This window comes from Rhodococcus yananensis (genome assembly GCF_020515525.1).
GTDB classification, from domain to species: domain Bacteria; phylum Actinomycetota; class Actinomycetes; order Mycobacteriales; family Mycobacteriaceae; genus Rhodococcus; species Rhodococcus yananensis.
This window is the reverse complement of sequence record NZ_JAIYEP010000007.1, coordinates 53,044-74,630: the sequence shown is the minus strand read 5'-3', so window position 1 is coordinate 74,630 and position 21,587 is coordinate 53,044. Positions and strand designations below refer to the sequence as shown.

Annotated in this window: 22 protein-coding genes and 1 riboswitch; of the genes, 16 read left to right on the top strand and 6 right to left on the bottom strand. The window is 69.5% G+C overall.

Going from position 1 to position 21,587, the window contains the following annotated elements; translation table 11 throughout:
- Positions 1 to 19: 19 nt before the first annotated feature.
- Positions 20 to 916 carry a ribokinase gene (locus LDQ05_RS03025; RefSeq protein WP_226435424.1) on the top strand — a complete coding sequence of 299 codons (897 nt, stop codon included), beginning with the start codon at positions 20 to 22 and terminating at the stop codon, positions 914 to 916.
- Here the strand turns inward: LDQ05_RS03025 and LDQ05_RS03020 are convergent.
- Positions 913 to 1,746, bottom strand: a complete 834-nt coding sequence (locus tag LDQ05_RS03020) for an ABC transporter (protein ID WP_226435423.1) — start codon at positions 1,744 to 1,746, stop codon at positions 913 to 915. The two genes, LDQ05_RS03025 and LDQ05_RS03020, sit on opposite strands and share 4 nt — an antisense overlap.
- 30 nt (positions 1,747 to 1,776) lie before the next feature.
- The gene (locus LDQ05_RS03015) at positions 1,777 to 2,091 is read right to left on the bottom strand and encodes a DMT family transporter (RefSeq protein WP_226435422.1); all 315 of its coding nucleotides are present in this window, start codon (positions 2,089 to 2,091) and stop codon (positions 1,777 to 1,779) included.
- Between the two features lie 12 nt (positions 2,092 to 2,103).
- Positions 2,104 to 2,169, bottom strand: a riboswitch (guanidine-III (ykkC-III) riboswitch).
- Positions 2,170 to 2,389: 220 nt separating this feature from the next.
- Between LDQ05_RS03015 and LDQ05_RS03010 the strand changes: the two genes are divergently transcribed.
- From LDQ05_RS03010 to LDQ05_RS03000, 3 genes are all read left to right on the top strand, one after another.
- Positions 2,390 to 3,097, top strand: a complete 708-nt coding sequence (locus tag LDQ05_RS03010; RefSeq protein WP_226435421.1) for a response regulator transcription factor — start codon at positions 2,390 to 2,392, stop codon at positions 3,095 to 3,097.
- Positions 3,098 to 3,106: 9 nt separating this feature from the next.
- Positions 3,107 to 4,558, top strand: coding sequence for a sensor histidine kinase (locus LDQ05_RS03005; RefSeq protein WP_226435420.1), 1,452 nt, complete (start codon positions 3,107 to 3,109; stop codon positions 4,556 to 4,558).
- A gap of 93 nt (positions 4,559 to 4,651) precedes the next feature.
- On the top strand, positions 4,652 to 5,749 hold the full coding sequence (locus LDQ05_RS03000; protein ID WP_226435419.1) for a polyhydroxyalkanoate synthase family protein: 1,098 nt from the start codon (positions 4,652 to 4,654) through the stop codon (positions 5,747 to 5,749).
- Here the strand turns inward: LDQ05_RS03000 and LDQ05_RS02995 are convergent.
- Entirely contained in the window at positions 5,725 to 6,150 is a 426-nt protein-coding gene (locus tag LDQ05_RS02995) for an HIT family protein (protein ID WP_226435418.1), read from the bottom strand. The genes LDQ05_RS03000 and LDQ05_RS02995 overlap by 25 nt on opposite strands.
- Positions 6,151 to 6,276: 126 nt before the next feature.
- Between LDQ05_RS02995 and LDQ05_RS02990 the strand changes: the two genes are divergently transcribed.
- From LDQ05_RS02990 to LDQ05_RS02975, 4 genes are all read left to right on the top strand, one after another.
- Positions 6,277 to 6,942 carry a nucleoside/nucleotide kinase family protein gene (locus tag LDQ05_RS02990; RefSeq protein ID WP_226435417.1) on the top strand — a complete coding sequence of 222 codons (666 nt, stop codon included), beginning with the start codon at positions 6,277 to 6,279 and terminating at the stop codon, positions 6,940 to 6,942.
- Between the two features lie 10 nt (positions 6,943 to 6,952).
- On the top strand, positions 6,953 to 8,206 hold the full coding sequence (purD, locus tag LDQ05_RS02985; RefSeq protein WP_226435416.1) for a phosphoribosylamine--glycine ligase: 1,254 nt from the start codon (positions 6,953 to 6,955) through the stop codon (positions 8,204 to 8,206).
- A gap of 206 nt (positions 8,207 to 8,412) precedes the next feature.
- A complete protein-coding gene (locus LDQ05_RS02980) occupies positions 8,413 to 10,173 on the top strand; it encodes a CocE/NonD family hydrolase (protein ID WP_226435415.1) in 1,761 nt (586 codons plus the stop codon).
- Positions 10,174 to 10,203: 30 nt separating this feature from the next.
- The gene (locus tag LDQ05_RS02975) at positions 10,204 to 11,379 is read left to right on the top strand and encodes a pyridoxal phosphate-dependent aminotransferase (RefSeq protein WP_226435414.1); all 1,176 of its coding nucleotides are present in this window, start codon (positions 10,204 to 10,206) and stop codon (positions 11,377 to 11,379) included.
- 20 nt (positions 11,380 to 11,399) lie between these two features.
- Here the strand turns inward: LDQ05_RS02975 and LDQ05_RS02970 are convergent, their stop codons facing one another.
- Positions 11,400 to 11,825, bottom strand: a complete 426-nt coding sequence (locus LDQ05_RS02970) for a hypothetical protein (protein ID WP_226435413.1) — start codon at positions 11,823 to 11,825, stop codon at positions 11,400 to 11,402.
- A gap of 101 nt (positions 11,826 to 11,926) precedes the next feature.
- A complete protein-coding gene (locus LDQ05_RS02965; RefSeq protein ID WP_226435412.1) occupies positions 11,927 to 13,552 on the bottom strand; it encodes a GMC oxidoreductase in 1,626 nt (541 codons plus the stop codon).
- A 144-nt stretch (positions 13,553 to 13,696) separates the two neighbouring features.
- Here LDQ05_RS02965 and LDQ05_RS02960 point away from each other — a divergent pair, with 144 nt between their 5' ends.
- From LDQ05_RS02960 to LDQ05_RS02930, 7 genes are all read left to right on the top strand, one after another.
- The gene (locus tag LDQ05_RS02960) at positions 13,697 to 14,308 is read left to right on the top strand and encodes a TetR/AcrR family transcriptional regulator (protein WP_226435411.1); all 612 of its coding nucleotides are present in this window, start codon (positions 13,697 to 13,699) and stop codon (positions 14,306 to 14,308) included.
- 30 nt (positions 14,309 to 14,338) lie between these two features.
- The gene (purB, locus tag LDQ05_RS02955; protein WP_226435410.1) at positions 14,339 to 15,760 is read left to right on the top strand and encodes an adenylosuccinate lyase; all 1,422 of its coding nucleotides are present in this window, start codon (positions 14,339 to 14,341) and stop codon (positions 15,758 to 15,760) included.
- Between the two features lie 73 nt (positions 15,761 to 15,833).
- Positions 15,834 to 16,448, top strand: coding sequence for a TetR/AcrR family transcriptional regulator (locus tag LDQ05_RS02950; protein WP_226435409.1), 615 nt, complete (start codon positions 15,834 to 15,836; stop codon positions 16,446 to 16,448).
- 42 nt (positions 16,449 to 16,490) lie between these two features.
- Positions 16,491 to 16,919: an HIT family protein gene (locus LDQ05_RS02945; protein ID WP_226435408.1), complete on the top strand. Its 429-nt coding sequence runs from the start codon at positions 16,491 to 16,493 to the stop codon at positions 16,917 to 16,919.
- A 4-nt stretch (positions 16,920 to 16,923) separates the two neighbouring features.
- Positions 16,924 to 18,522 (top strand): L-lactate permease, encoded by a 1,599-nt coding sequence (locus LDQ05_RS02940; RefSeq protein ID WP_226435407.1) that lies wholly within the window; start codon positions 16,924 to 16,926, stop codon positions 18,520 to 18,522.
- Positions 18,523 to 18,561: 39 nt separating this feature from the next.
- Complete coding sequence (locus tag LDQ05_RS02935; protein WP_226435406.1) at positions 18,562 to 19,593, top strand: Dyp-type peroxidase; 1,032 nt, start codon at positions 18,562 to 18,564, stop codon at positions 19,591 to 19,593.
- 87 nt (positions 19,594 to 19,680) lie between these two features.
- Positions 19,681 to 20,484 (top strand): family 1 encapsulin nanocompartment shell protein, encoded by an 804-nt coding sequence (locus tag LDQ05_RS02930; protein WP_226435447.1) that lies wholly within the window; start codon positions 19,681 to 19,683, stop codon positions 20,482 to 20,484.
- A 7-nt stretch (positions 20,485 to 20,491) separates the two neighbouring features.
- On the opposite strand, the gene LDQ05_RS02925 is transcribed toward LDQ05_RS02930, so the two are convergent.
- The gene (locus LDQ05_RS02925) at positions 20,492 to 21,154 is read right to left on the bottom strand and encodes an alpha-ketoglutarate-dependent dioxygenase AlkB family protein (RefSeq protein WP_226435405.1); all 663 of its coding nucleotides are present in this window, start codon (positions 21,152 to 21,154) and stop codon (positions 20,492 to 20,494) included.
- 110 nt (positions 21,155 to 21,264) lie between these two features.
- Between LDQ05_RS02925 and LDQ05_RS02920 the strand changes: the two genes are divergently transcribed.
- On the top strand, positions 21,265 to 21,585 hold the full coding sequence (locus LDQ05_RS02920) for a YdcF family protein (protein ID WP_226435404.1): 321 nt from the start codon (positions 21,265 to 21,267) through the stop codon (positions 21,583 to 21,585).
- Positions 21,586 to 21,587: the final 2 nt, after the last annotated feature.

The window sequence follows — 21,587 nt, the reverse complement described above, 5'->3', positions numbered from 1 at the left end:
GGAACGTAGTCTGGGCGGCGTGAACGACACACCGGAACATCCCGTGGTCGTCGTCGGCTCTCTCAACCTCGACCTCACCGCGCAGGTGCAGCGGGCACCGGAGAACGGTGAGACCGTACTCGGGCGGAGCCTGTCGACGTATCCGGGCGGGAAGGGCGCCAACCAGGCGATCGGTGCGGCCCGCAACGCGCCGACCGCGATCGTCGGTGCGGTCGGTTCCGACGAGGCGGGCGCCGTTCTGCGTGATGCGCAGCGCGCCGCCGGCGTCGACGTCCGGTACCTGGCGGAACTCGATGCCCCGACGGGTCGCGCGATCGTCCTGGTCACGGACGACGGGGACAACCGGATCGTCGTGATCAGCGGGGCGAACGCACTGCTCGACGTCGAATACGTCGAGCGGGCTCTCGACGTTCTCGACCCCGCCGTCGTGCTCACCCAACTCGAATCGCCGCCGGAGGTGACGCGGGCGGTCGCGGGGTGGGAGGCGGCCCGGCACCGCAGGTTCGTGCTCAATGCGAGTCCGGTCGCGCCGCTCGACCCGAGCGTCCTGCGGGTCGCCGATCCGCTGATCGTCAACGAACCCGAGGCTGCCTTCTACGTCGGGGCGACGGTCGGCGACGGCACCGTCGATGATGTTGCCGCAGCTCTCCTCGGGCAGGTCACGTCGGTGGTGATCACGAGGGGCAGCGCCGACGTGGTGGTCGCGACACGCGACGGTATCCGGCACGTGCCGGTACCCTCTGTCGCCGTGGTCGACACCACCGGGGCGGGCGACCATTTCGCCGGGACGGTCGCGGCGTTGCTCGCGACCGGTGCCGGCCTCGCCGACGCGGCGGTGTGCGCCGCGGAAGACGCGGCGCGACTCGTCGCGACCGCGCGAGCGGACCGGACGGGCGGCCCCGGGAAGAACCCCTAGGGGCCGGGTGGGAGCAGTTCGCCCTTGCTGCCGCGCAGCCACCGCCCGGGGAGTCGCCCGGCGAGGTCGCCGAGCGGACCGACCGCCCCGCGCAGCAGTTCCGCGGTCTCCTGCAACACGTCGATGCTGACGGTCATGCGGGCGATGTCGGGGGTCAGGTCGGCGAGTGTCTCCGAGAGCTGCACGATCTGATCGAGCGGGCCGCCTTCGGCGAGGAGACGTTCGAGCGCACCCTGCTCGGAGAGCAGGACGTCGAGCACACCCCCTTCCGCGAGCGCGCGTTCGATGACTCCGCCGGGGCGGAGCGCGTTGTCGACTATGCCGCCGGGGGCGGTGATCCGCTCGACGGCACCGTCCTGCGCGAGCAACCGTTCGAGGGGGCCGTCCGGCGCGGTGATCCGGTCCAGGAGGCCACCTTCCGACAGCAGCCGGTCGAGAGCGCCGTCGTCGGCGAGGACCCGGTCGAGCGGACCGTCCGGTGCCGTGATGCGGTCGAGAGCCCCGCCCGGTTCGAGGAGACGTTCGAGCAGCCCACCGGGTTCGGTGAGCCGGTCGACGGGACCGCCCTCGGCGAGCAACCGGTCGAGCGGCCCGCCGGGACGCAGGGCCTGCCCGAGCCCGCGATCCTCCGCCGTCAGGCGGGACACCTGCTGCAACAATCCGAGCGAGGTACGGGTGTCGGGCAGGCCGACGGCGCCGAGCGTCGAATAGGTGGCCGGCGCGACGGCCACTCGGACGGTTCCGATGACGGCCTCGGCGACGCCGAGAGCGGTGTCGGCGGCGGCCAGGCCGACCCGGAGCGGCATGGCGATCACGGACCCCAGATTCATCCGTTCACTGTAACCGTAGACACACAGACATCAGTGCAGCAGCTTCAGGCCGATCACGCAGGCGACGATCCCCGCGATGAGCAACGCCTTGACCAGGGACGCGGGTTCGGTGCCGGTGACCATGGCGAACGCGACGGTCAGCGCCGCACCGATACCCACCCACACCGCGTACGACGTGCCGATGGGCAGGGTCCGCATCGCATAGGCGAGACCGGCCATGCTCGCGATGAGCGCGACGACGAACACGATGCTGGGGCCGAGTCGGGTGAACCCGGACGAGCGCCCGAGGGCGGTGGCCCACACGGCTTCGAGGATTCCGGACAGGACCAGGACGATCCATGCCACGACGATCACGCTCCTGCACCGTCTTGTCGCTGTCCGGGTACGGTGCGCTCGTCCGGGTGACCGCGTCGGGGTCGCCGTGAGCCGACGATAGCCAGGTCGGTGTCGGGTGGCAAACCGTCTGATCTGCGGATGGTCGGCGCTCGCACCGACCGGGCCTCGGGGGTGGGCGAGTGGTACGCCCGATCTGATCGATCGAGCCGACGGTACGTTCGCTCAGGTCCGCCGGAGGCGGACGCTCCCAGGGAGTTCACAGGAATCGGCCAGCGCGTCACCAGCCTCGGCGAGCAGAATCGGGTCCGTGACCGACGACAACGCCGAAGCGCGCATCCTGGTGGTCGACGACGAACCCACGATCGTCGAGTTGTTGTCGGTGAGCCTGAAATTCCAGGGGTTCGCCGTCGAGACCGCGTCGAGTGGCGCCGAAGGTCTCGACCGCGCCCGCGGTTTCCGGCCCGACGCGGTGATTCTCGACGTGATGATGCCCGGCATGGACGGGTTCGGGATGCTGCGACGCCTGCGCGCCGACGGTTGCGACGCACCCGTGCTGTTCCTCACCGCGAAGGATGCGGTGGAGGACAAGGTGTCGGGGCTGACACTCGGCGCCGACGACTACGTCACCAAACCCTTCAGCCTCGAAGAGGTCATCGCGCGACTGCGGACCATCCTGCGGCGCGCCGGCAAGGTCTCCGAGCAGGAACGATCGTCGCGGATCACGTTCGCCGACATCGAACTCGACGACGACACGCACGAGGTGTTCAGGGCGGGTCGGCCGGTGTCGTTGTCACCCACCGAATTCACTCTGCTGCGGTACTTCATGGTCAACGCGGGAACGGTGTTGAGCAAACCCCGCATCCTCGATCACGTGTGGAACTACGACTTCGGCGGTGAGGTCGGGGTGGTCGAGTCCTACGTGTCGTATCTCCGCCGGAAGATCGACACGGGCGACACGCCGCTCATCCACACTCTGCGCGGGGTCGGCTACGTGATGCGTGAGCCGAGGGCGTGAGGGCCGGCGATGGCACGGTTGCGTGCGCTCCCGTTGCGTCTGACGTTGGTGGCCACCCTGGTCCTGTTCGCGGGGGTGGGTTTGCTCGTGTCCGGGCTCGCGGTCACGTCGGCGCTCGAGTCGTCCCTGCAGGGCAGGGTCGATCGCGACCTGCACGATGCGTCCCGGACCTGGGCGAAACCGCTGGGGATCCGTCCGCCGCCGAGCGTCGACCACGTGCGCCCTCCGAGTCCCTACTTCGTTCAGGTGACCGGTCCGGACGGTGACGTGCTCCTGCAGATCAACGACCACAGCAGCCGACCGGACCTCGCCGACGTGGCCCCGGGGGAGCCGACGACGGTCGGGTCCACGGGCGACGGCGACACCGACACCGACTGGCGAGTGCTGACGACCGAGGACTCGTTCGGTGGCACCACCACCGTTGCGATGACCCTGCGGGAGAACGAGGAGACCGTCTCGAGGCTGGTGGCACTGGAGGCGGGGATCGGCGGGATCGTGCTGGTCGTGCTCGCGATCGCGGCGTACTTCGTGGTTCGCCGCAGTCTCCGCCCGCTCGGGCAGGTGGAGCGCACCGCCGTCGCGATCGCCGGGGGTGATCTCCACGAACGGGTTCCCGAATCGAGCCCGCACACCGAGGTCGGGCGGCTCGCGGTCGCGCTGAACACGATGCTCGAACAGATCCAGACGGCGTTCGCGACCACCGCCGCCTCCGAGGAGTCGGCGAGGCGTTCCGAGGAGTCGGCGAGGCGTTCGGAGGAGTCGGCAAAGCGTTCGGAGGAGAAGATGCGCCGTTTCGTCGCCGATGCGAGCCACGAACTGCGCACTCCGCTCACCACGATCCGCGGTTTCGCAGAGTTGTACCGGCAGGGCGCCAGCGACGACACGGACCTGCTCATGGACCGGATCTTCCACGAGTCTCGGCGGATGGGGGTGCTCGTGGAGGATCTGCTCATGCTGGCGCGCCTCGACGCGCAGCGGCCGCTCGAGAACAAGCCCGTCGACCTGCTCGCCATCGCCGCGGACGCGGTGCACGGGGCGCGGGTCGTCGCGCCCGACCGGACCATCCGGCTCGAGGTCGTCGACGGCCCGGGCACCCCCGAGGTCATGGGTGACGATGTGCGACTGCGTCAGGTCCTCGGAAATCTGGTCACCAATGCGCTGACACACACACCTCCGGAGGCGTCGGTGACGGTCCGGGTGGGTACCGACGGTGACGACGCGGTGCTCGAGGTCGCCGATACGGGACCGGGCCTGTCCGGAGGCGACCGGGAGCGGGTGTTCGAGCGGTTCTATCGCACCGATTCGTCCCGGACGCGCTCGGTGGCGGGCAGCGGCAGTGGGCTCGGACTGTCGATCGTGGCGGCGCTCGTGGCGGCACACGGCGGTTCGGTGGTGGTGGACGGAGCGCCGGGGGTGGGGGCGACCTTCCGGGTCCGTCTCCCTCGGGTCCGGCGGGAATGACGGGTTCGTCTGTCCTCTACTATCGTCGGGCACGGCAAGATACTGATACGTCCGGTTACAGCAACTGGCGTGATGTAGGGAGAACGACCACCGATGGGTATCACCGACTTCGTGTCACAGTCCGCCCGCAACGCCTGGGCGTTGTTCGTGGCCGACGGCGTCGCCGCACCGCACCGCACCCCGTCCACGGTGGTCGGCGACGGGCCACACCGCGTGCTGCGAAGGTACGGTGCCGACGACGCCGGGGCGCCGGTGCTGCTCGTGACGCCGCTCGCCGCGTCCCCGAAATGCTTCGACCTGATGCCCGACCAGAGTCTCGTGCAGTACCTCGTCGGTCTGGGGCGCAGTGTCTTCGTGATCGAGTACGGCGCGATGAACGGCGACGACCGCGATCTCGGACTCGAATTCTGGCTCGACGACGTGCTTCCCGAGGCCATCCTCCGCGCGTCGGAACTGTGCGGAAACCGCGACGTCGACGTCGTCGCGTGGTCGATCGCCGGAACCATGTCGATGCTCACCATCGCCGCGCACCCGGACCTGCCGGTGCGCTCTCTCGCCACCTTCGGTACACCCATCGATTACCGGAAGATCCCGATCATGGCGATCCCCAGGTTCGTGGGGCAGAGAGTCGTCGACCCCGTGCTCGGTCTCGCGTCGACGCTGTTCGGAGGGATCCCGGCGCCGCTGGTGCGGATCGGGTACCGGGCGACGGCGTTCGAGCGTGAACTGAAGCGCCCGTGGTTCGTCGCCGGCAACATCGCCGACCGGGACAAGCTCGCGCGCATGGAACTCGTCGACCGTTTCCAGGACGACATGTACGGATACCCGGGTCGCGCGTTCCGTCAACTCGCGATACACGTGACCGTCGCCAACGAACTGTGGTCGGGTGTACTGCGGCTCGGTGATCGTGCCATCGACCTCTCGTCGGTGACCGTGCCCGTCCTGTCGATCGGTGGCTCCGAGGACGTGCTGGCCCCGATTCCGTCCGTCGAACCCGTCGGGCAGGTGCTGACCGGCTCGCCGGAGGTGCGTTTCGTGGCGGTGCCCGGTAGTCACCTCGGTCTGCTCACCGGTCCGGCGGCACGCACCACGTCGTGGGTCGAACTCGCCGCGTTCCTCCGCGAGGGCCCCGGAGAGCACGAACCTGCCGCGGCCCCCGGACCGGCTCAGTCCGGCACGTTGTCGCCGTAGCCGAGTTCGCGCAGCGCCGCGCGGATGCGGTCGCGGGCACGGTCGAGTGACTCCTCGGACGGGTTCTTCTCGGCCGTGGCGAAGTCGAAGTCCTCGAGTGAGTACGCGGGGAACACGTGCAGGTGCAGGTGGGGTACCTCGAGTCCGGCGATCATCAGACCCGCGCGCGGCGCGTCGTAGGCGCGGGTGACGGCGCGGCCCAGGATCCGGGCAACACCGTTGGTCTTCGTCCACAGGTCGTCGTCGATGTTCTGCCAGTGATCCACCTCGTCGCGCGGCACCACGAGCACGTGCCCTTCAGTGAAGGGGTTGATCGTCAGGAAGGCGACGACGTCGTCGTCCTGCCATACGAACCGGCCGGGGAACTCGCCCGAGATGATCTTGCTGAACACGGAAGCCATACCGGCACAATAGGCCGCTCACCGCCACTCGGCGACATCGCCGACGACGGTCGATGCCGTCGCCACCTCGAACCTGTGGTCGATCGCCCGACGTGCCGGTGCGGCATCGGTCGTATCGTCTCCGTCATGAGGGGGCTCGAGTCCGCGCGCAGCGGCACACTGCACGCGCTGGTCACCGAACTGGTGACGCACGTGCTGGCGGGGCTGCCCGAGGACAGGCGCATCGTCGTCGGCCTCTGCGGGCCGCCCGGCGCAGGGAAGAGTCGTGCGGCGGGGATGCTCGTCAAGGCACTCGGCAGGGCAGGAATCCCGCACGGCCTCGCGCCCATGGACGGTTTCCACCTGTCCAACCACCGACTCGACGCGTTGGGCCGACGATCGGTCAAAGGCGCCCCCGACACCTTCGACGTCGCCGGGTTCCGCGAACTCCTGAAGCGGGTACGGGCCCGTCCCGACGAGGTGATCCACGCCCCCGACTTCTCGCGCAGACTCGATGAACCGGTCGCCGCCTTCCACGCGATCCCGCCCGACGCGCGGGTCGTCGTCACCGAAGGCAACTATCTGCTCCTCGACACCGGAGGCTGGGAGCGGATCCGGGAACTCATCGACCTCGTCGTGTTCCTGGACGTTCCGGATTCGACGTTGACCCCGCGTCTGGTGCGGCGCCACCGCGTCGGGGGACGGGCCGCCCTGCAGGCGCGCGACCGGGTGCGTGACGTCGACCTCCCCAACGCGTCCGCCGTCGCCGGAACACGTGGCCGCGCCGATCTGGTGTGGCAGCCGGTCCCGTAGTCTGTCGGTCGTGCGCGTACTCGTTATCGGCTCCGGTGCCCGTGAACATGCCCTCGTCCTGGCCCTGTCCCGCGACCCGGGTGTGACGGCCGTGCTGGCCGCTCCGGGCAACGCCGGGATCGGCAGGATCGCCGAGCAGTTCCCGGTCGACGCGGCGTCCGCCGAGCAGGTGGTGGCGCTGGCGAAGGACCAGCAGGTCGATCTCGTCGTGATCGGCCCGGAGGTCCCGCTGGTGCTGGGTGTCGCCGACGCGGTCCGCGACGCGGGCATCGCCTGCTTCGGGCCGTCCGCGGCCGCCGCACGGATCGAGGGGTCCAAGGCGTTCGCGAAGGACGTGATGGCGTCCGCGGGGGTGCGCACCGCGCACAGCGAGGTCGTCGACAGCCCCGCCGACATCGATGCGGCCCTCGACCGGTTCGGGCCCACCTGGGTCGTCAAGGACGACGGTCTGGCCGCGGGCAAGGGCGTCGTCGTGACCGCGGACCGTGACGCCGCCCGCGATCACGCCGCGGAGATCATCGAGAACGGGCACCCGGTGCTGCTCGAATCGTTCCTGGACGGACCGGAGGTGTCACTGTTCTGCCTCGTCGACGGTGAGACCGTCGTGCCGCTGCTGCCGGCGCAGGACCACAAGAGGGTGGGGGACGGCGACGCCGGACCGAACACCGGCGGCATGGGCGCGTACACGCCGCTGCCGTGGTTGCCGGAGGGCAGCGTCGATCGGATCGTCGACGAGGTCGTCCGCCCGGTCGCGGTCGAGATGGTGCGCCGCGGCTGCGGATTCTCCGGGTTGCTGTACGCGGGTCTGGCGATGGGTGCGGAGGGGCCGGCGGTCGTCGAGTTCAACTGCCGGTTCGGTGACCCCGAGACGCAGGCCGTCCTCGCGCTCCTCGAGTCGCCGCTGGGCGCGGCTCTGAACGCCGTCGCGACCGGCGCTCTCGCCGATCTGCCGCCGCTGCAGTGGCGTGACGGTGCTGCCGTCACCGTGGTGCTGGCCGCCGAGCACTACCCGGCGAGCCCGCGGACCGGCGACGTCATCACCGGTGCCGACGACGAGCGGGTGCTGCACGCGGGGACGAAGCGTCGGGACGACGGCGCCCTCGTGTCCGCGGGCGGACGGGTACTGAACGTGATCGGGGTCGGCGACGACCTCGGCGCCGCCCGCGACAGCGCGTACACGACGCTCGCGGAGATCAAGCTGCCCGGTGGGCACTACCGCAGCGACATCGGTCTCGCGGCGCTCGAGGGTCGCATCTCGCTCTGACGTCCGCACCTCCGGGCGCCCCCGCCGCGCGAGCGAACGGTACACCCGTTTCATCGGATCGATCGGATGTACCGTTCGCTCGGGAGCGGGAGCGGGAGCGGGAGCGGGAGCGGGAGCGGGAGCGGTACACCACCCGTGCCGCCTTGCACGTACCGGCTGCATGTTGCAGACTCTGTGCATCTTCTGGGGGACACGGGAGGTGGGGAATGGCATCGTGGGTGCGAACCCGCAGGCACGACCCGACGCCGCTGCGGCAGCACCGCGTGACGGTGTATCCGCTTCCCGACGACATCGTCGTCGACCGCGACGTCCCCATCCGGCTCACCGACGGCACGGTACTGATGGCCAACGTGTATCGGCCGCAGTCGCCGCCGGGCACGCGCCATCCCGTTCTCGTCAGCGTCACACCGTACGGCAAGGACATCGGGGTCGACGGGTATCCGATCGACTTCGATGCGCTCGCCGACAGCGGCAACTACGTCGGTGACCTGCGACTGAGCGATCGGACCTCGTTCGAGGCGCCCGACCCGGCACAGTGGGTGCCGCACGGATACGTGCTGGTCGTGGCGGATCAGCGCGGATGCTTCACCAGTGGCGGGAAGCCCCGGATGCTTCTCGGACGTTCCGCTGCCGACGCCGCGGACGTCGTCGAATGGGCGGCGGCGCAACCGTGGAGTACCGGCCGCGTCGGGATGGCGGGAGCCTCCCACCTGGCGACCCTCCAGTGGTACACGGCGGCGCGTCGACCACCGCATCTCGCGGCGATCGCACCCTGGGAAGGCATCAGCGACCCCTACCGCGACACCCTGTGCCACGGCGGTGTGCCCGACACCCGGTTCAGCGAGTTCTGGCACCGCTCGTTGTACATCGGCGCGGGTTCGGCGGCCCGGGCGTTCCGACGCATCGGCCCCTGGTTGCTGCGACGCCACCACACCCGCTGCCGACACCTCGTGGGCCCACCGAAACTCGAGGACGTCACGGTGCCCGCCTTCGTCGGTGTGTCCTGGTCCGACCAGGGGCCACGGACCCGCGGTTCGATCACCGGCTATCTGCGTCTGGGATCGTCCCGCAAGTGGCTCTACACCCACGGCCGCAAGACGTGGCAGACCTTCTACAGTCGCGAGGTCGTCGACACGCAGCGCCGGTTCTTCGACCACGTGCTCGCCGACGCCGACAACGGATTCGGCGACACGCCCGCTGTGCGGCTCGAAACCCGCCACGACCTGCGCACCTGTTCCGAACGGTACGAGGCCCAGTGGCCGATCCCGGACACTCGATACGTGCCGTTGTATCTCGATCACGTCACCGGCGGACTGGTCGGCGACCGGCGACAGGAACCGTCGAGTGCCCGCACGTTCCCCGTCGCCGGTGACGTCCTGACCTTCACCCACACGTTCGGCACGGACACCGAGATCAGCGGCCACACCGCTCTGCGGCTGTGGGTGCAGGCGAAGGACGCCGAGGACATGGACCTGTTCGTCGGGATCGGCAAACACGATGTCGACGGCGAGGAGGTGCTGTTCGAGGGGCACGCGGGATCCGAGGCCGGGCAGGTAGCGCAGGGCTGCATCAGGGTGTCGCGGCGCGCCCTCGACACGGAGGCGTCCACCAACTACCGGCCCGTGGTGGCGCCGGCCGGACGCCGGCCGTTGCGTCCCGGCGAGATCGTTCCCGTCGACATCGAGATCACCCCGCACAGCACGTTCTTCGAAGCCGGATCGTCCCTGGTCCTGACCATCGCCGGGCACGACCTGTGCACCGGGCCCGTGGTCGGGCACGACTGCACCGTCAACCAGGGATTCCACATCGTGCACACCGGCGGCCGGTTCGATTCGCACCTGCTCGTTCCGGTGGTGCCCGATCGCGCGGGCGGCGGCGACGGCGAACCCGGAATGCAGCTGGACGGCGGCGACGTGCCGATCGCGTGGGGTGCCGTGTTCGCGCAGCACGAGCGGGCCGTTCGCTGACGTCGCGGGCCACCGGCTAACGTCGAGTCCGTGCGCATCGAATCGCAACGTTCCCGCATCGAGACGTTCCACGTGATGGATGTGTGGAAGGCGGCGGAGGAACGTCAACGAACCCACGGCGACGTGCTGAGTCTCGCCGCGGGGCAGCCGTCGACCTCCGCGCCGACGCCCGTGCTCCGCGCGGCGCGGCGGGCCGTCGACACGGAACTCCTGGGGTACACGGAGACGTTCGGTGTGCTCCCGCTGCGCGAGGCGATCGCCGGACACCACCGCGACCGGTACGGCGTCGCCGTCGAGCCGGACGAGGTCGTCGTCACCACCGGGTCGTCCGGTGCGTTCACCCTGTTGTTCCTTGCCGCGTTCGACCCCGGTGACACCGTGGTGGTCGCGCGACCGGGCTACCCCGCGTACCGCAACACCCTCGCCGCGCTCGGCTGCCGGGTGGTGGAACTCGACTGCGGGCCCGACACCCGCTACCAGCCGACGGTCGCGATGCTCGAGGCGTTGGACTCGCCGCCGGCGGGTGTCGTGGTGGCCAGCCCCGCCAATCCCACCGGCACCATGATCGACCCGGCCGAACTCGCGGCGCTGGCCCGCTGGTGCGACGAGCACGACGCGCTGCTGGTGTCCGACGAGATCTACCACGGCATCGAGTTCGGCACCCCCGGCTCGCCGGCGACGTCCACGGCGTGGGCGACCTCGCGCAACGCGGTGGTGGTGGGATCGGTGTCGAAGTACTTCTCCATGACGGGTTGGCGGCTCGGCTGGATGCTCGTCCCCGAACACCTGCGGCCCGCGTTGCAGCGACTGGCATCGAACATGACGGTGTGTCCACCGTCGATCTCCCAGTTCGCGGCGGTCGAGGCGTTCGGTGCGGAAGCCCGCGTCGAACTCGACGGGCACGTCGCGCGATACGCGGTCAACCGCGACCTGCTGCTGACCGGTCTGCAGGACGTCGGTCTGACGGAACTCGCGCCCGCCGACGGGGCCTTCTACGTGTACGCCGACATCGCGCACCTGCTGCGCGACGAGACGTCGGCGGCGTGGTGCGCGCGGCTGCTGCACGACACCGGTCTCGCGCTCGCACCGGGCATCGACTTCGACACCGTGCGCGGCGACGAGACCGTGCGCCTGTCGTTCGCGGGTTCGACGGCGGACGTCACCGCTGCCCTCGACCGGCTCGCCGGGTGGTTGCCGCTGCGCTGACCCGGCGGCACCGGCACCCGTCAGCGTGAGGCGACGACGATCGCGTGGATGATCCAGATCGGGAGCCACAGACCGCAGGAGATCAGCGTCAGGACGAAGTGCAGCAGGTGCGGGCAGTCCGCGCGCTGCGTGGTGTGCACGGTCACCTGCTGGATCGGCGCGTACTGGGGTGGCGGAGGATACTGCGGGGCCGCGAACTGCTGCGCCTGCTGGGCGTGGAGTTGCCGCTGCTGCTCGGCGATCCGGCGCTGCTGCTCCTGCAGCGCCAGTTCCCGCTGATGCTCGTGCGCGCGGCGTTGCGCGTCCTCGTGTTCCTGCTGCTCGCGCCACGCACGCAGCCGATTGAGTTCTTCCAACTCACCCGGTTCCAGGTAGCGCTGGTACCGGGCGGTGGGCTGCGACGGGTCGTGCGGCTCCGGCGGTCCGGGCTTGTGAAGCTCGCTCAATTCCGTTGTCCTTCCTGGTGGGAGGGTCGGCTCGAGCGTGCAGTCGTGGTTTCGGGATCCCCCGGGAAACGGCTCGCGACTGCCCACTCGACGATGCCGAGTCAATTGCCGGAGGAGATGATCCGCGCGATGTTGCGTTCGGCGAGAGCCGCGATGGTCAGCGACGGGTTCACGGTTCCGGTGCTGCCCGGGATCAATGCCCCGTCGACCACATACAGGCCGCGATGACCGTGCACCCGGCCGTATCCGTCGGTGGCGTCCCCGAGCACCGCACCGCCGAGCGGGTGCGCGGTGAACGAGGCGTTGACGTCGGGGGCGAGCGGTTCGGCGCCGGGAACGGTACCGCCGGCGCGGGCCATCCTGTTCTGCACGGCGCGGAGCGCGTCGACGGAGGCCTGCTGGCCGCCTGCCGGCCAGTTCACGACGCCGCGGTCGGCGACCGGGTCGTACGTGATGTCGCCGCGGGTGGGATCCATCGTCATCCCGAGCGACGCGAGCATCGCGACGTCCTTCGCGGTGCCGGCGACGAACCAGTTCTCCAGGCTGAGCGGCAACCCCGACTCGTCGACGATCCGCGACGCGGAGGGTGCGCCCTGGTCGCCGGTGAAGCCCTCGGTGAGCGCGAACGACCGCACCAGCACGGCATCGCCGTTGGTGCCCCAGCCCCGCCCGACACGCTCGTCGAGATTCGCCAGGGAACCGGTGTGCCGCGCCTTGACCAACAGTTCGGTGGTGCCGACCGACCCGGCGCCGAGCACCAGTCGGTCGCAGGTGAGGGTCTGTGTGCGCAACACGGTGCCGACGGGGTCGACGACGTCGACCTCGACCCAGTACCGGTCACCGTCCTGCCCGATCGCCGTCACCCGATGCGCATGGCAGACGACGGCACGCCCGGTGGCCTCGGCCGCGGGGATGTAGTTCTGCGTCAGGTCGAACTTCGCGCCGTTCGAGTTGCCGAGGTTGCTCTCTCCGGCGACTGCGGAGCGGCGCACCGACCCGGCGAGTTCGGCGCGCACCACGTCCCAGTCCCAGATCCCGTCGATGCGGTGCGGGGTGTATCCGGCGGCGCGGGCGTCGTCGTCCCAGCGGCGTGAGTGTGTGAACTCGGCGGCGTGGTAGACGTCGTCGGGCATCGCGTCGAGTCGCAGCATCGACCGCACCTTCGGATACCACGTGGAGGTCATCTCCTCGTAGTTCAGGCGGTCACCGAACACCCGCTCGAAGAATCGTTGTTCGGGAGCGATCATCACACCCGTGAAGACGATCGAACCGCCGCCGACGGCGGCGCCGCGCCACACGGACATGTTCGGATAGTCGGTGACGTCGAGGACACCGGCGAAGTCGTCGCACACCACGGGAATGCCGGTGGGGCCGGTGAAGGAGGTGCGGTGATAGTAGCCGCGACCGTCGGCGAGCAGGTCGGTCGTGAAGATCTCGCGGTGCGGGTCGCGCGGCCAGCGCAGGCCGCGTTCGAGGACGGTGACCTGCGTCCCCGACTCGGCGAGACGCAGCGCTGCGACGCTCGCACCGAAACCCGAACCGATGACGATCGCGTCCGAGTGCGACGGCGCCGCGGGAGGCTCGGCGAACAACTCCGGGACCATCCGGCGGTATTCGTCCACCCCGACGGGCAGTGCCGACGCCACCGGGACACCGACCCCCGGAACACCGACCGCAGCTACGGTGGCACCCAACGCGGATGCCTGCAGGAACCGACGACGCCTCATATACGTTCCGCTCCGATCACACTCGACACGAACGAGGATCACGCGCCCCGGCCCCCGTGACTCCCCCTCAGCGCGCTCATGGTACCGGGCGGTATGTCCGGCCGTTCGACCGTGGTGGGGTGCGTCGGCTGTCAACATGGGGGAATGTCGACAGCTGCGACCCCGAAGGGCGAGCGGCGCCGCAGGGCGCTGGTCGAAGCGGCGGCCGACATCGTCCTCGAAAGCGGGATCGACGCGGTTCGGCATCGTGCCGTGGCGTCGCGGGCGGGATTGCCCCTCGCCTCCACGACCTACTACTTCGATTCGCTCGAGGACCTGATCACGTGCGCCGTGCACCTCAACACGGTGCGGGAACTCGACGTGATGAGGGAACGGGTCGACGAGGTGCCGGAGGGGCCGCGCGGCGTGGAGTCGACCGCGGACCTGATCGTCGACCTGCTGATCGGTCCGCGCGGGGTCGGGGACACCGACCGGGAGCGGTTGATCTCCCGGTACGAGCGGTGGGTGGCGGCGGCGCGACACCCCGAACTGCGCGACGTCCGGTTGCGGATGCGCGAGGAGATCGACGCGTTGCTCGCCGAACTGCTCGAACGGTGCGGCCGTGCCGCGCACGTCCCCCAGTTGCGCCGGATCGTCGCGATCGTCGACGGTGCGGTGCTCGACGGGCTCGGTGATCTGGATCCGGACCCGCGCGGCCTCGCCCGGGGGATCCTCGTCGACATGGTCGAGAGCGTCGCCCCGCCTACCTGCGAATGATCGAACTGCGGGACCGTAGACTGACCTTTTGTGAGTCACATCCCGAACGTCCTCGCCACCCGCTACGCCAGCCCTTCGTTGAGGGACCTGTGGTCGCCGGAGCACAAGATCGTGCTCGAACGGCAACTGTGGCTCGCGGTGCTGCGCGCGCAGGCCGAGCTCGGGATCGACGTGCCCGCGGAGGCGATCGCCGACTACGAGCGGGTCGTCGACCGGGTGGATCTGGACTCCATCGCCGCGCGTGAACGGGTCACCCGGCACGACGTGAAGGCGCGCATCGAGGAATTCAACGCTCTCGCCGGTCACGAACACGTCCACAAGGGCATGACGAGCCGTGACCTGACCGAGAACGTGGAGCAGCTGCAGGTGCTGCGGTCGCTCGAACACGTGCACGCTCACGGGGTGGCGATCGCGGCGCGCCTCGCCGAACGTGCCGCCGAGTACTCGGCGACGGTGATGGCGGGCCGTTCGCACAACGTCGCGGCGCAGGCCACGACTCTGGGGAAGCGGTTCGCGTCGGCCGCCGACGAGCTGCTCTTCGCGTTGCGTCGCGTGGAGGAACTGATCGCCCGGTATCCGCTGCGTGGCATCAAGGGCCCGATGGGCACCGCGCAGGACATGCTGGACCTGCTCGGTGGTGACGCCGACAAGCTCGCGCAGCTCGAGCAGAAGGTCGCCGACCACCTCGGATTCGCGAACGTGCTCACCAGTGTCGGCCAGGTGTATCCGCGGTCCCTCGACCACGACGTGCTGTCCGCGCTCGTGCAGGTCGGGGCGGGGCCCGCGTCGTTCGCGCACACGATTCGCCTGATGGCGGGGCACGAACTCGTCACCGAGGGGTTCCAGCCGGGTCAGGTGGGTTCGTCGGCGATGCCCCACAAGATGAACACCCGCTCGTGCGAGCGCGTCGACGGTCTGCAGGTCGTGTTGCGCGGCTACGCCTCGATGGCCGCCGAACTCGCCGGCGCCCAGTGGAACGAGGGCGACGTCTTCTGTTCGGTGGTGCGCCGGGTCGCGCTGCCCGACGCGTTCTTCGCGATCGACGGACAGATGGAGACGTTCCTGACGGTGCTCGCCGAGTTCGGTGCGTATCCGGCGGTGATCGAGAAGGAGTTGGTTCGCTACCTGCCCTTCCTCGCGACCACGAAGGTGCTGATGGCCGCGGTGCGCGCCGGTGTGGGGCGTGAGACGGCGCACGAAGCGATCAAGGAGCATGCCGTCGCCGTCGCGCTGGCGATGCGCGAGGAGGGACGCGAACCGGATCTGCTCGACCGTCTCGCGGCCGACGCGCGACTGCCGCTCGACCGTGCCGCGCTCGACGCCGCACTCGCCGACCGGTCCGCGTTCATCGGTGCCGCCGAGGCACAGGTCGCGTCGGTGGTCGCGGCCGTGGAAGACCTCGTGGCCCGCAACCCGGAGGCCGCGCAGTATTCCCCGGCACCGATCCTGTAGAGGACGACCGAGTCGGCTGCCGAGGGGACACGTTTTTCGATGGGGGTAGCAGTACTAGAGCAGGGGAGAGAAGTTGTCGGAGAAGACGACGAACAACGGGCGGATTCGGGATGCGGCGCGCACACGCACGGCGCTGCTCGAGGCCGCCCTGGAGGTATTCGTCAGGGACGGGTACGCGGAGGCCGCGACGGAGGAGATCGTCGCGGTCGCGGGTGTGACCCGCGGCGCGCTCTACCACCACTTCGCGAACAAGCGTGAGCTGTTCCGCGGGGTGATCGAGCACCTGCAGAAGGAAGCGGAGTCCACGCTGGTCCCCGACGAACCGATCGACGATCCGTGGGCGGCGTTCACTGCGGCGGTCCTCGCCTCGCTCGACGTCGTCAACGATCAGGCCACCCGCCGTCTCGTCCTGATCGAGGCACCTGCGGTGCTCGGCTGGGCCGAAGTGCGCGAATCGCACAGGGATTCGACGTTGCGGAGCATCGAACGGATGCTGGCGACGCAGGACCGGTCGTACACGGAGTCGTCGGTGCGCTCGTCGGTGCTCGCGCACCTGCTGGTCGCGGCCGTCGAGGAAGCCATGCTCTACCTCGCGCACAGCGATGATCCGCAGCGGGACCGTCCGGTGGTGCAGTCGGAACTGTTGCGGATGCTGGACACCGCGCGCGCTCACGTCATCGACGCCTAGCGGGGTGCGGGGCACCGCGCCGTCCGTGAGATCCTGAGCTATGTGAACGACTGCATCTTCTGCGGCATCGTGGCCGGCGAGGCACCGGCCAGCGTCGTCCTCGACGAACCCGATGTGCTCGCCTTCCTGGACATCAGGCCCTTCACCGCGGGGCATCTGCTGGTCGTACCGAAGCGGCACGCATCCGGTCTCGCCGAACTCGACCCGGCGGCCGGGAACGCGGTGTTCGACGCCGGTCGGCGTATCGCGGTGGCGCTGCGTTCCTCGGATCTGCCGGTCGACGGCGTGAACCTCTTCCTGGCCGACGGTGTCGCGGCGGGGCAGGAGGTCTTCCACGTGCACCTGCACGTCGTCCCCCGCACCACCGGAGACGGGTTCGGTCTGCGCGCACATCCTCGTACACCGAACCGCACGGTGCTCGACGGCACCGCGGCGGCGATCCGGTCTGTGCTCGGCCCGGGACAGGTGTGAGCTCGTGACGTTCGTCCAACCCCTCGCCCCCGTCGCGGAGTCCCTCGCCTGGTCGGCCGCGGTCGCGGTGCTGCCGCTGCTGGCGATGCTCGTGCTGCTCGTCGTGTTCCGCGTCAAACCGTGGCTCGCGGCGCTCGTCGCGGTCGGTGTGTCGCTGCTCGTCGCGGTCACCGTGTACTCGATGCCGGTGACGTCCGCTCTCAGCGCGGGTCTGGAGGGCGCCGTGTTCGGTGTATTCCCGATCATGTGGACCGTCGTGTCGGCGGTGTTCGTGTACCGCCTGACCGTGGAGTCCGGCCACTTCGACGTGCTGACCCGCGCGTTCGCACGGATCTCCCCGGACCACAGCATCCTCACGATCGTCATCGCGTTCCTGTTCGGTGCGCTGCTCGAGGCGGTCGCGGGATTCGGCACCCCGATCGTGGTGGCGACTGTCGTGCTCGTCGGTGCCGGAGTGGCTCCGGTCCGCGCGGCCGCAGCCGCACTGGTCGCGAACGCGGTCGGTACACCGCTCGGTGTCATGGGCACCCCGATGCTGACGATGTCGAAGGTGTCGTCGCTGCCGATCGACGAGATCGGCCCGATGGTCGCCCGGCAGGTGTGCCTGATCGCGGTGTTCGTACCGTTGGTGCTGGTCGCGATCGTCGGTGGGCGCGACGGGCTGCGGCGGACGTGGCCGGCGGCGGTCGTCGTCGGGTTCGCGTTCGCCGTCGGCCAGTTCGTGTGTGCGACCTGGTTCGTGGTGGGTCTGAGCAACATCGCCGGGGCCGCGGCCGGGTTGCTCGCGCTGATGTTCCTGCTGAGGTTCTGGTCGCCGCGGGCGGACGCGGAACGACGGGTCCCCGAGCATGCCCCCGACGGCGTCCGCCGCACCGTCGAGGCGTTCGTTCCCTACGCGTTGATCGTCGTGGTGTTCCTGATCAGCCGCATCGGTCCGGTCGAATCGTTGCTGGCGAAGGCGACGTTCTCGTTCGCCTGGCCCGGCGTGGACGTGGTCACCGAATCCGGCGCGGTGCCGCCCACGGAGACGTTCACGCTGAGCCTGCTCACGGCGCCGGGCACGCTGGTGTTCGTGGCGGCGTTGCTGTCGATCGCGCTGTTGAAGGTGGCGTCGGGCGATGCGGTGCGATGCTTCACGGCGTCGGTCGTGCAGCTGCGGTGGTCGTTCGCGACGGTCACGTCGGTGCTGGCTCTCGCCTACACGATGAACCTGTCGGGGCAGACCGCGACGATAGGTCAGTTCCTGGCGGGTGCCGGCGCGGGGTTCGCGTTGCTCTCTCCGGTGCTCGGCTGGCTCGGTGTGGTCGTGACCGGGTCGAACACCGCGTCGAACGCGATGTTCGGCAGTGTGCAGGTGTCGGCGGCGCAGCAGGCGGGACTGCCGTCGACGGTACTGGTCGCGGGCAACATGACCGGCGGTACCGCGGGCACCCCGATCGCGTTGCAGAACCTGGCGTTGGTGTCGTCCGTGCAGGGGGTGGGCGGCAGCGACCGGGTGCTGATGCGCAGACTCGCGCCCATCAGTGTCGGTATGCTCGCCGTGTTCGCGATTCTGGTGTGGTTGCAGACGACACCCGTGCTCTCATGGATGGTCCCGCAGTAATCACGAGCCGATCCGGTCGTCGTGAACTACTGTGATCTTGTGACTCGTCCACAACCGATTCTGACGCCACTGACCGAGGCGGCGATCTTCCTCGTCGTCACGGTCGACGAGGGCGGTGAGACGCAGGTCCGGGATCTGCTCGCCGATCTGTCCGGCCTCCGCAAGGCCGTGGGATTCCGCATTCCGAACGGCGGGTTGTCGGCCGTGGTCGGCATCGGCTCATCCCTGTGGGACCGGTTGTTCGCCGGCCCGCGCCCCGCCGGGTTGCACGAGTTCGTGCCGCTCGACGGGGCGAGACACCACGCGCCGTCCACGCCCGGCGATCTGCTGTTCCACCTGCGGGCGTCGACCATGGACCTGTGCTTCGAACTCGCCGGCAAGATCAACGATCGGTTGCGCGGAATCGCGACGGTGGTCGACGAGACCCACGGATTCCGGTACTTCGACCGCCGCGACCTGCTGGGGTTCGTCGACGGCACCGAGAACCCCGAGGGCGGTGCGGCGACCGATGCCGCGCTCGTCGGCGACGACGAACCGGAGTTCACCGGCGGCAGCTACGTGATCGTGCAGAAGTACCTGCACGATCTGACCACCTGGAACGCGTTGTCGACCGAGGAACAGGAACGCGTCATCGGCCGGACGAAACTCGACGACATCGAACTCGACGACGACGTCAAACCCGTGAACTCGCACGTCGCGCTGAACACGATCGTCGACGACGACGGCACCGAACGGGAGATCGTCCGCGCCAACATGGCGTTCGGCCGGTTCGGTGAGGGCGAGTTCGGCACCTACTTCATCGGCTACGCCGCCGACCCGGACGTGACCGAGCAGATGCTGCGAAACATGTTCCTCGGTAGTCCCGAGGGAAACTACGACCGGATCCTGGATTTCTCCACGGCGGTCACGGGCACCCTGTTCTTCTGCCCGGCCGCAGCGTTCCTCGACGATCTGCCCGACGCGCCGGCGGGCCGGGTCGAGCAGCACGAGTCGACCGCACCGGCCGTGCGTGACGGGTCGCTGGGTATCGGCACGATGCGCGTCGCACCGACCGCATCCCCGGGTCCCTGAGGTCGTCCGACACGGACCCGAGTCCGACACAGTTCCGAGCATCGACACACCGCCATCGTGTTCGACACCGAGAAGGAGCCCGACATCGTGAACAACCTCTATCGCGACCTCGCCCCCATCACCGCCGAGGCCTGGGCGGAGATCGAGGAGGAGGCGAGCCGCACCTTCAAACGTCATGTCGCCGGCCGCATCGTTGTCGACTTCTCCGGCCCGCACGGCGTCGACTTCGCGGCGGTCGGGCTGGGCCGCACCGAGGACATCGAGGCGCCCGCCGGCGGGGTGCGCGCACGGCGACACCGGGTGGCGCACGTCGTCGAACTGCGTGTGCCGTTCACGCTGTCACGCGAGGAGATCGACAGCGCCGAACGCGGGGCGAAGGACATCGACCTCGACGCTGTGAAGGAGGCCGCGAAGAAGATCGCGTTCGCGGAGGACCGCGCGATCTTCGAGGGCTACACCGCTGCCGGGATCGAGGGGATCCGGGCGTCGTCGACGAATCAGCCGTTGCAGCTGCCCGAGGATCCGAGGGACATCCCGGAGACCATCAGCCAGGCCCTGTCCGAGCTGCGCCTCGCCGGGGTCGGCGGACCGTACTCGGTGTTGTTGAGCGCCGACGAGTACACCAAGGTCAGCGAGACCTCCGACCACGGCTATCCGATCCGCGAGCAGATCCGCCGGCTCATCGACGGCGACATCATCTGGGCGCCCGCGATCGACGGTGCGTTCGTGCTCAGCACCCGCGGCGGCGACTTCGACCTGCAGGTCGGCCAGGATCTGTCGATCGGCTACACCTCGCACGACGCCGAGAACGTGCACCTGTACCTCCAGGAATCGCTGACGTTCCTGGTGTACACGGGTGAGGCGTCGGTGGCGTTGATCTCGCAGCGCTGACCGTCGCTCAGGTGAGTCCCGTGGCGCGGAGAGTGATGTTCAGCCGTCCTCCGCGAAGCCCGGTGCGGAGACTTCCGGTTCCGGGATGGACGGCGGGTACGCCGTGGAAGGCGAACCGGGCCGGGCCGCCGAAGACGAACAGGTCGCCGGATTCGAGTCGCACGTCGCTGTAGGGACGGCCGCGCGACTCGTCGTTGCCGAACCGGAACGTGCAGGCGTCGCCGATACTCAACGACACGATCGGGGCGTCGGACCGCTCGTCCGCGTCCCGGTGCATACCCATGCGCGCGTCGGCGTCGTAGAAGTTGATCAGTGCGGTGTCCGGGTCGTACCGCCGTGCCTGTTCCGGGTCGCCGTAGGCGTCGGCGACCGCGCGGCGACCGAGTTCGGCGAGCCACCGCGGCAGCGGCGGGACCGGGGCACCGTCGACGTCGACCGCGGTGCGGGTGTACCGGTAGGGCGACCAGTGCCATCCGAGGCACACCGTCGACACCGTCATCCGACCGCCGCCGGGAAGGACTGTGTGCCGCATCGGAGCGGGCGGACGCGCCCAGTCGCGGCACGCGGCCACGAGCTCGCGCTGCTCGTCGAGGCCGAGCCAGTCGGGAACGTGCACGGCGCCGGGAGTGATCTCGCGACGCGGGCGGGGGACGGGAAGCGGCTCGGTCACGGGTCCATTGTGCCGAGGCCCCGTCGGTGCGGGGTGTCCGTGATCGGTGTGCGGGGAACGGACCGCCACGGTGGCGGCCGGCCGGCACTGTGATCCGTCCGGGACCGGGGATGTCGGCGTGCGGGAGATGCGTCGAGGTGGCACACTGCCGCGCAGCCGAAATCCGACGACCCTCGGAAGGGGATGCCACCGAGGCCGAGGCGATGAAGGACTGGCTCGTGGAGCACGGTGTTGCGGGAGAACGGATAGTCGAGGAGTCCGAGTCCGCGTCCACGGTCGAGAACGCGAGTTTCACGAACGAGCTGTTGCTCGAACGGGGTGCGACGGGGGCGGTGCTCGTGACCACGCCGGACCATCTCGAACGCGCGATGATCAACTTCCGTCAGGCGGTGGATGCCCGAATCCCGGTGGCGGGCATGGTGGCAGCCTGATC